This window comes from Actinoplanes sp. NPDC048791, assembly GCF_040650095.1.
In the GTDB taxonomy this organism is placed as follows: Bacteria; Actinomycetota; Actinomycetes; order Mycobacteriales; family Micromonosporaceae; genus Actinoplanes.
In genome coordinates, this window is record NZ_JBEZGQ010000262.1 from 1 (window position 1) to 9,394 (window position 9,394).

Here is a 9,394-nt window from a genome sequence, read left to right on the forward strand (position 1 = left end):
GGAGCAGGCCGCCGAGCCGGCCGCCGCGGCAGCCGAGCCGGCCTCCGCAGCTGAGGCTGCGGCCCCCGAGGCTGCTGCCCCCACGGCCACCACCGCTCCCGCGACCGCGGCCCCTGCCCCCGCGGCGACGAGCCGGACCACCGACATCGTCGCCGGTCAGGGCGGCGTGATGACCGACGAGGCCGGTGTCATCACGGGCGACGTGACCCTCCAGACGGAACTCTCCGGCGACCAGGTCACCATCCGCGCGCAGTACAAGGACGCCGACGAGTGGTATGCCGTGACCGGCGCGAAGACCACCCTCAAGGACCCGGCCGACCTCGACGCCGTGCACGCGATCGCGGTCGGGCTGCTGAACCGGCCCGAGGGCTGATCAACTGCACGGAACCTTTACAGATAGACGAGCCCGAATGTAGCGTCGGGTCGTGGCCAGACCTGTCGTGACCCGCATGTTCCTCGTCGCCGCTTTAACGCTGCCGGCAGCCGCACTGTCCGCCCCAGCGGCGGCTGCCCCCGCAACCACCGCCGGCGTCACAGCTCCCCCGGCGCTGGGCAGCGTCATCCCCGTACCCGTCGAAGTCCGCCCGCTCGCCGGTCGTGATTTCTCGCTCGGGCCGCTCACCGTGATCCGCACCCAGCCCGGCTCGGCCGCGGCCCGGGCCGTCGGTGATCAGTTCGCCCGCGCGCTGCGACCGGCGACCGGCTATCCGCTGCCCGTCCTGCCCGCCGCCCCGCGCGTGCTGCCGACCATCTCGCTGCTGCTCGGCGCCGATGACGTGCAGCTCGGGGACGAGGGCTACCGGCTCAGCGTCGACCGCCGGAGCATCACCATCCGGGCCAACAAGGCGGCCGGGCTCTTCGCCGGGACGCAGACGCTGCGCCAGTTGCTGCCGCGGGAGATCGAGTCCCGGACTGTCGTGCGCCGGGCGTGGAGCGTGGCCGGCGGCAGCATCGTGGACCATCCGCGGTTCGCGTACCGGGGGGCGATGCTTGATGTGGCGCGGCACTTCCACACCCCGGACGAGATCAAGGCGTACGTCGACGAGATCAGCCGCTTCAAGATCAATTACCTGCACCTGCACCTGAGCGACGACCAGGGCTGGCGGATCCAGATCGACAGCTGGCCACGGCTGACCACGGTCGGCGGCGGGCCCGGCACCGGCGTCGACGGCACCGGACCCGGCTACCTGACCAAGGCCGACTACCGGGACCTGGTCCGGTACGCGGCCACCCGGCACGTGACGATCGTGCCCGAGATCGACATGCCCGGGCACGTCAACGCCGCCCAGGTGGCCTATCCCGAGCTGACCTGCGACGGCGTGGCCCCGCCACCGCGTACGGACACCGCGGTCGGCTACAGCTCGCTGTGCATCGGCTCGGAGACGACGTACCGGTTCGTGGAGGACGTCATCCGGGAGCTCGCCGCGCTGACGCCGGGGCCGTACCTGCACATCGGCGGCGACGAGGCCCACGCCACCACCGACGCCGACTACCTGACCTTCCAGCAGCGCGTGCTTCCGCTCGTCGCCAAGTACGGCAAGACCGCGTACGGCTGGAACGAGATCACCAAGTCGCCGGCCTCCGCGAACGCCGTGGCCCAGTTCTGGGACACCGCGACCACCAACCCGACCGTGGTGGCCGCCGCGGCCCGGGGCACCAAGGTGGTCATGTCCCCGGCCAACAAGGCCTACATCGATCAGAAGTACGACGCGAACACGCCGCTCGGCCTGTCCTGGGCCGGCTACATCGAGGTCCGCACCGCGTACGACTGGGACCCGGCGACCCGCCTCACCGGCCTGCCCGCCTCCGCGGTCCTCGGCGTGGAAGCGCCGCTCTGGTCGGAGACGCTGCGCGACCTGGACGACATCGAGTTCATGGCGTTCCCCCGCCTGCCGGCGATCGCCGAGCTGGGCTGGTCACCGCCGAGCACCCACGACTGGGCGTCGTTCCGCGAGCGGCTCGCCGCGTACGGCCCCCGATGGACCGCACGCGGCGTCGACTTCTATCCCTCGCCGCAGATCGACTGGAGCTAGGGGGTCGGCAGGTCCGTCGGGGTCTGGATCAGCTCCCCGCCCGCGGAGGGCGCGGTGGTCGAATCCGGGCGGACGATCTCGGCCCGTACCTCATGCATCTTGAGCTGGCCGCTGAGGATCTCCTCGGCGTAGTGGCAGGCCACCCGCTGGCCGGAGTCGTCGAACACCCGCAGCTCCGGGCGTTCGCTGGCGCAGCGGGTCGGCTGCGCCCACGGGCAGCGGGTGTGGAACCGGCAGCCGTTCGGCGGGTTGGCCGGCGACGGCAGGTCGCCGGCCAGCAGGATCCGCTCCCGCCGGTCCTCCACCTGCGGGTCCGGGACCGGCACGGCCGACATCAGAGCCCTGGTGTACGGGTGCAGCGGCCGGTCGTACAGCTGGTCGCCGTCCGCCTCCTCGACCAGTGAGCCCAGGTACATCACGCCGATGGTGTCGGAGATGTGCCGGACCACGGCCAGGTCGTGCGCGATCACCAGGTAGGTCAGCCCCAGCGAGTCCTGCAGGTCACCGAGCAGGTTGACCACCTGCGCCTGGATCGACACGTCCAGCGCGGACACCGGCTCGTCGGCCACGATCAGCTCGGGGCCGAGCACCAGGGCCCGGGCGATGCCGATCCGCTGCCGCTGCCCGCCGGAGAACTCGTGCGGATACTTGTTCAGCGCCGAGGCCGGCAGACCGACCGAGTCCAGGGTGGACTTCAGCCGCTTCTGCACGTCGGCCTTGTCCTTGTGCAGGCCGTGTGCCTTGAGCCCCTCGACGAGCAGGGACTCCACCGACTGCCGCGGGTCCAGACTGGACAGCGGGTCCTGGAACACCATCTGGATGCGGCGCCGGAACAGCCGCATCTGCTCGCCCTTGAGCGAGCGCACGTCGGTGCCGTCGAAGGTGATCCCGCCGCTGGTCGGCTCGACCAGCCGGAGCAGGCCGCGGCCCAGCGTCGACTTGCCGCAGCCGGACTCGCCGACCAGGCCGTAGGTCTCGCCCCGCTTGACCTTCAGGGAGACACCGTCAACGGCATAGACATAACCCACCGTACGGTCGAACAGCAGTCCGCTCTTGATCGGGAAGTGGACCTTGAGGTCGTCGATCTCCACGAGTGCGTCGCTCACACCGGCACCTCCTGCGGTACGGGGTTCGTGCACCGCAGCGCGCCGCCGCGGAAGGTGGGCTCGAGGGGCACCGTGTCGCCGATGCAGGCGTCGATCACCCGGTCACAGCGCGGCGCGAAGGCACAGCCCTCCGACCACGGGATGTTGTCGCTGACCGAGCCACGGATCTGGTGCAGCCGCCCGCCCCGGTCGAGATCCAGCCGCGGCACCGACTGCAACAACCCGTGCGTGTACGGGTGCCGCGGCTCCGCGAACAGGTCGTGCCGCTCGGCCCGCTCGACAACCTTGCCGGCGTACAGGACGTTGACCGTGTCGCAGAGACCGGCCACCACCCCCAGGTCGTGGGTGATCATCACCAGCGCCGTACCGGACTCCTCCACCAGCTGCTTGAGCAGCGTGAGGATCTGGGCCTGGATGGTCACATCCAGGGCCGTCGTCGGCTCGTCGGCGATCAGCAGGCGCGGCTTGCAGGCCAGCGCGATGGCGATCAGCGCCCGCTGCCGCATACCGCCGGAGAGCTGGTGCGGGAACTCCTTGAGCCGCCGCATCGGGTCCGGGATGCCGACCGCGTCGAGCAGTCCCCGGGCCTCGCGCAGCGCCGCCTGCCGGCTGCGGCCCTGGTGGCGTTCCAGCACCTCGGCCACCTGCAGGCCGAGCGGGAGCACCGGGTTCAGCGAGGACAGCGGGTCCTGGAAGATCATGCCGATGTCCCGGCCGCGGCGGTCCCGCAGCTCCTGCGGGCGCAGCTTGAGCAGGTCGGTGTCCTCGAAGCGGACCTCACCGGTGACCTTGTTGCCGCGGCGCGGCAGCAGACCCATGATCGCCAGGCTGGTCACCGACTTGCCGCAGCCGGACTCGCCGACCAGCCCGACCGTCTGGCCGGGTTCCACGGTGAAGCTGACGCCGTCCACCGCGGTGAAGGGCTTGGCGCCCTTGCGCTGGAAGACGACCGACAGATCACGAACGTCGAGCAATGGCATGACTGATCACCGCCGGTTCTTCGGGTCGAGCGCCTCGCGCATGCTCTCGCCGAGCAAGGTGAAGCCGAGGGCCACAAAAATGATCGCCAGGGCGGGGAGATAGGCCAGCTCGGGGCGGACCTCGAAATACCGTACGCCGTCCACGCCGAGCATCAGGCCCCACTCGGCCCGGTTGATGTCCGGGTCGCCGAGGCCCAGGAACGACAGCGCGGCCGCGTCCAGGATCGCCACCGCGAAGGTCAGCGTGGCCTGCACGATGACCGCGGTGAGCGAGTTCGGCAGCATGTGCCGCAGCACGATGTCGCGCCGCCGCACGCCCAGCGCGCGGGCGGCGAGCACGTGGTCGCTTTCCCGTTGCGCCAGCATCGATCCGCGCAGCAGCCGGGCGAAGATCGGCACATTGACCACCGCCACGGCGATGATCACCGTCCATTGGGTGGACCGGCTGGCCAGGGCCACCAGCGTGATCGCCAGCAGCAGGCTGGGCAGGGCCAGCATGACGTCGGTGAGCCGCATGATCAGCACGTCGAGCCAGCCGCCGACGGCGCCGGCGATCGCGCCGAGCACGACGCCGAACAGCAGGCCGATGAACGTGGCCAGGACGCCGACGAACAGCGTCTGCCGGGCGCCGTAGATCATCCGGGACGCGAAGTCGCGGCCCAGCGGGTCACTGCCCAGCGGATGCCCGGCGGTGGCGCCCGGGATGGTGTCGACGGTCAGGTCCTTGGTCAGCTCCGGGAACCGCTGCACGGGGTCGTGCGGGGCCACCAGCGGCGCGAAGATCGCGATGATCAGGAACAGCAGGATGATGATCGCGCCCACCATGGCGGTGGGGTTGCGCAGCAGCCGGCGACCGGCGTCACGGATCAGGCTGACCCCACCGGCCTCGGATGTCCTCGCGGTCAGCTCTTCGATCCGGCGGCGCTTGTGGTCGGCGAGCGTCGCCAATCCTCCGGTTCCGCTCACTGCACACGCACCCTCGGGTCGATGACGGCGTACGAGAGGTCGACCAGCAGGTTGACCACGATGAAGACGGCTGCGGCGAGCAGGATCAACGCCTGCAGCACGGGGTAGTCACGGCCGCCACTGATCGAGTCGGTGATCAGGGTGCCCAGCCCGCCCCAGTTGTAGACCTTCTCGGTCAGCACCGCGCCGGCCAGCAGAGCACCGGTCTGCAGGCCGATGGTGGTGACCACCGGCAGCAGCGCGTTGCGCAGCACGTGCCGCTTGCGGATGGTGGTGTTGCGCAGGCCCTTGGCGTCCGCCGTACGGATGTAGTCCTCGTCCAGGACGTCCAGCACGCTGGCCCGGGTGATCCGGATGATGATCGCCAGCGGGATCGTGGCCAGGGTGAGGGCCGGCAGCACCAGGTGCCAGAGGGCGTCGGCGGAGGCGTCGAACTCCCGGGTGAGCAGCCCGTCCAGGACGAAGAAGCCGGTCACGTCCGTGTTGTCCGAGCCGGTGGTGATCCGGCCGGACGGCGGGAAGACGTGGATGTTCTGGGTCAGCAGGTCCTTGAGCAGGTAACCCAGGAAGAAGATCGGGATCGAGATGCCGATCAGGGTGACGATGATCGTGGCGTTGTCCAGCAACCGCCCGCGGTACCGGGCCGCGATGTAGCCCAGCGGGATGCCCAGCCCGATCGCGATGATGATCGCCGCGACGGCCAGCTCGATGGTCGCCGGGAAGGACCGGCTGATCACGTCCATCACCGGCTCGCCGGTGCGGATGGAGTTCCCGAAGTTGCCGGTCACCACGTTTTTGACGAAGCGCCCGTACTGCGTCCAGATCGGCTGGTCATAGCCGAGGGCCCGGGTCAGCAACTCGCGGGTCTGCGGGGTCGCGCGCTCGCCCAGCAACGCGTCGACGGGCCCGCCGGGAAGGCTGCGCAGCCAGAAGAAAACCAGGGTGGTCAGGGCAATGAGGGTGACGACCAGCTGGATCAGGCGGCGCAAGATGACTCTCACCATAAGGAATGACGCATCCTGTCAGAATCGCGCCGGACGGCCCGGCCCGGGAGATCATCCCGGTCCGGGCCGCGGCGGTGCCTGGTGCTACGGACTACTTGGTCAGCGAGACGGTGTTGAATTCCTCGTTGGTGAGAGGACTCGGCACCAGACCCTGGACGTTCTTCGTCGTGACCAGCGCCGGCGGGGCGTGCCAGAGCGGGACGGCCGGCAGCCACTTGGTGGCGAGGTCGCGGTTGACCTGCTCCCACGCGGTCTTCTTGGCCGCCATGTCGACGGTCGCGTCGGCCTTGCCGATGGCGTCGAACATCTCGGTCATGCCCTTGTCGCCGAACTCGACCTTCTCGCGGCCGAAGAACGTGCCGACGAAGTTGCCCGGGTCGTTGTAGTCGCCGGTCCAGCCGAGGATGTGCAGGTCCTGCTTGCCGAACTGCTGCACGTCGTCCTTGAAGCCGCCGTTCCACGGCCGCGGGACACCGTTGACCTTGATGCCGGCGGCCTGCAGGTCGTTCGCCAGGACGGTGAAGATCTCCTGCGGGTTCGGCATGTACGGCCGGGAGACCTCGGTCGGGTAGTAGAAGTTGAGCGTCAGACCGGTCGCGCCGGCCTCGCTCAGCAGCTGCTTGGCCTTCTCGAGGTTGTAGTCGTACTTCTGCACGTCCGCGGCGTAACCGAGGACCGTGTTCGGCATGAACTCGTCGGCCACCGTCGCGCCGCCCGGGCCCTTGGTCTGCACCAGCTGAGCGCGGTTGAGCGCGTACGCGATCGCCTGCCGGACCCGCAGGTCCTTGAGCTTCGGGTTCTTCTGGTTGATGCCCAGGTAGAGGATGTTGAAGGCGGGCCGGTCGAGCACCTTGTAGCCCTCGCCCGCGAGCGCCTTGCGGTCGGCCGGGGCCGGGAAGTCGATCGCCTGCACCGTGCCGGCGCGCAGCTCCTGCTTCCGGGTGTTCTCATCCTTGATGATCTTGATGATCATCTTGTCGACCTTGGCCTTGTCGCCCCAGTAGTCGGGGTTCTTGTTCAGCGTGATCTCGCCGGTCGCCTTGTTCCAGCCGCCGTACGTGAACGCGCCGGTGCCGGTCGGGTGCTCGTTCGCGAACGCGCTGTACGCGAAGGAGTCGCCGTTCTGGGTCACCTTGTCGGCGTCGTACTGCTTCAGCGCGGTCGGGCTCGCGATCGAGAACGCGGTCAGCGCGAACGCGCCCGGGAAGGCGCCCTTGTACTTCTTCATCGTCACGACCGCCGTGTTGGCGTCCTGCGGCTTGCAGTTGTCGTAGACGGCGTCCGGGCTGCCGGCGAAGCCGCCGAACACGTCGGCGTAGTAGATCATCTGGGACTGGGCGGCCTCGCCCTTCATGTTGTACCAGCGGTCGAAGTTCGCGCAGACCGCAGTGGCGTCGAGCGCACTGCCGTCGTGGAACTTGACGCCCTGGCGCAGCTTGAACGTCCAGATCTTGCCGGTCGGGTCGTTGCTCCAGCTCTCGGCCAGACCGCCCTGCAGCTCAGCGGTGCCGGGCTTATGTTCGATCAGGGTGTCGTACATCTGCCGGATCGGCCGGAACGACTCCCCATCATCGTTGAAGATCGGGTCGAAGTTCTTCGGGTCTCCGGCGCCCGCGAAGATGAAGGTACCGCCGGTAGCGGCCTTGCCTTCGTCGCCACCGCTGTCGCGGTCACTGTCGGCGCAGCCGCCAGCACCGATCGCCAGAGCCGCAATGACACCGGCGGTGATGACCGTCCGGAGCCTCTTCGCCTGCATCCTCGATGCACGCATCGTGTTCACCTCGTCCTGTGGGTACGGACAAACGCGGTGACCATTGGTCACCGTTGGCGCGACCCTAACCGCTGATGGCGAACACATCGTGGGTTGGTATCGGATCGTGTCTTTTCCCAGTCTGCGGAACAAGATCGCAATGCACGGTCAGACGGCGCGACGTCCCTCGAACGCACGACCCAGGGTGATCTCGTCGGCGTACTCGAGGTCGCCGCCGACCGGCAGACCGCTGGCCAGCCGGGTGACCGCGATGCCCATCGGCTTCACCATGATCGCCAGGTAGGTGGCCGTGGCCTCACCCTCGGTGTTCGGGTCGGTGGCCAGGATCAGCTCCTTGACCTCGCCGGTGCCGAGCCGGATCAGCAGCTCCCGGATCCGCAGGTTGTCGGGCCCGATGCCCTCCAGCGGATTGATGGCGCCACCCAGGACGTGATAGCGACCGCGGAACTCACCGGTCCGCTCGATCGCGACGACGTCCTTGGGCTCCTCCACGACGCAGATGACCTCGTTGCTGCGACGGGTGTCGCGGCAGACCCGGCACTGCTCCGACTCGGCGACGTTGAAGCAGGTCGTGCAGAAGCGGACCAGCTCCTTCACCTTGCGCAGGGAGCTGGCCAGCCGGTTCACGTCGGCGGGATCGGCGGACAGGACGTGGAAGGCGATCCGCTGGGCGCTCTTCGGGCCCACACCCGGCAGGCGGCCCAGCTCGTCGATCAGGTCCTGGATGGCGCCCTCGTACACAGGCTCAGAATCCCGGAAGGGACAGGCCGCCGAGGCCGCCGGTGGCCGGACCCATCTTCTGCTCGGTCAGCTCCCGCACCGCCTCGGACCCGTTGTGGATGGCGGCGAGCACCAGATCCTCCAGCGTCTCGACGTCCTCCGGGTCGACCGCCTTCGGGTCGATCTTGATGGACTTGAACTCGCCCAGCCCGGTGACGACCACGGTGACCAGGCCACCGCCCGCCGTACCGGTGACCTCGGCCTCGGCCAGCTCGGCCTGCGCCTGCGCGACCTGCTGCTGCATCTTCTGCGCCTGCTTCATGATCTGCTGCATGTTCGGCTGTCCACCGGGGCGCATCGCATAGCTCCTTAAAACGGGGGTAGTCCCGACCATTGTCCAGTGCCCCGCACGCGCGGCACGGAACCGGGTCAGGACTCGCTGATCTTCTCCGCCCCGAGAGCGTCCCGGAGCAGCTGTACGGCCTGCTGCTCACTGCTCTGCCGGGCGGTCTTCTCGTCGATCACGTCATCGAGCGGCTCGTCGCCGGGGTCGAAGCCCTCGAACGCCGGGCCGCCTTTCGCCGGGCCACTGCCGTTGGACCGGGCGGTGTCGGGGCGGGGTGGGCCGTCGTACTCCGGGTCGTAGGGGGCTTCCTCGGTCGGTGAGCCGTCGGACCAGGCGCCGGTCTTGGCCGGTGGGGCCGCGTTGGTGCCGCGACCGGCGCCGGCTGCGGCAGCTCGGGCTGCGGCCAGACCGCTGGACGGGGGTCGTCCGCTGGTCACCGGCGCTGCGGCGGCTGCGGGTGCACTGTTG

At 69.2% G+C, this 9,394-nt stretch carries 9 protein-coding genes and 1 pseudogene; 2 read left to right on the forward strand and 8 right to left on the reverse strand.

What is annotated here, in order from left to right; all coding sequences use genetic code 11:
• The coding region (locus tag AB0C29_RS20120) for a hypothetical protein (RefSeq protein WP_360822178.1) at nucleotides 1-373 on the forward strand (373 nt) is incomplete at its 5' end.
• Nucleotides 374-425: 52 nt separating this feature from the next.
• Entirely contained in the window at nucleotides 426-2,033 is a 1,608-nt protein-coding gene (locus AB0C29_RS20125; protein ID WP_360822180.1) for a beta-N-acetylhexosaminidase, read from the forward strand.
• On the opposite strand, the gene AB0C29_RS20130 is transcribed toward AB0C29_RS20125, so the two are convergent.
• The 8 genes and pseudogenes from AB0C29_RS20130 to AB0C29_RS20165 form a co-directional block, all read right to left on the reverse strand.
• The gene (locus tag AB0C29_RS20130) at nucleotides 2,030-3,139 is read right to left on the reverse strand and encodes an oligopeptide/dipeptide ABC transporter ATP-binding protein (RefSeq protein ID WP_360822182.1); all 1,110 of its coding nucleotides are present in this window, start codon (nucleotides 3,137-3,139) and stop codon (nucleotides 2,030-2,032) included. The two genes, AB0C29_RS20125 and AB0C29_RS20130, sit on opposite strands and share 4 nt — an antisense overlap.
• Nucleotides 3,136-4,119, reverse strand: a complete 984-nt coding sequence (locus tag AB0C29_RS20135; RefSeq protein WP_360822184.1) for an ABC transporter ATP-binding protein — start codon at nucleotides 4,117-4,119, stop codon at nucleotides 3,136-3,138. The genes AB0C29_RS20130 and AB0C29_RS20135 overlap by 4 nt, the downstream gene beginning before the upstream one ends.
• Before the next feature lie 6 nt (nucleotides 4,120-4,125).
• Nucleotides 4,126-5,067 (reverse strand): ABC transporter permease, encoded by a 942-nt coding sequence (locus AB0C29_RS20140; RefSeq protein WP_360547110.1) that lies wholly within the window; start codon nucleotides 5,065-5,067, stop codon nucleotides 4,126-4,128.
• A 14-nt stretch (nucleotides 5,068-5,081) separates the two neighbouring features.
• On the reverse strand, nucleotides 5,082-6,089 hold the full coding sequence (locus tag AB0C29_RS20145; RefSeq protein WP_360822186.1) for an ABC transporter permease: 1,008 nt from the start codon (nucleotides 6,087-6,089) through the stop codon (nucleotides 5,082-5,084).
• Nucleotides 6,090-6,180: 91 nt separating this feature from the next.
• On the reverse strand, nucleotides 6,181-7,860 hold the full coding sequence (locus AB0C29_RS20150; protein ID WP_360822188.1) for an ABC transporter substrate-binding protein: 1,680 nt from the start codon (nucleotides 7,858-7,860) through the stop codon (nucleotides 6,181-6,183).
• Nucleotides 7,861-8,007: 147 nt separating this feature from the next.
• The gene (recR, locus tag AB0C29_RS20155; protein WP_360546216.1) at nucleotides 8,008-8,601 is read right to left on the reverse strand and encodes a recombination mediator RecR; all 594 of its coding nucleotides are present in this window, start codon (nucleotides 8,599-8,601) and stop codon (nucleotides 8,008-8,010) included.
• A 4-nt stretch (nucleotides 8,602-8,605) separates the two neighbouring features.
• A complete protein-coding gene (locus AB0C29_RS20160) occupies nucleotides 8,606-8,914 on the reverse strand; it encodes a YbaB/EbfC family nucleoid-associated protein (RefSeq protein ID WP_239130031.1) in 309 nt (102 codons plus the stop codon).
• Nucleotides 8,915-9,009: 95 nt separating this feature from the next.
• Nucleotides 9,010-9,394, reverse strand: a pseudogene (locus tag AB0C29_RS20165) (DNA polymerase III subunit gamma and tau); the annotation flags it as partial.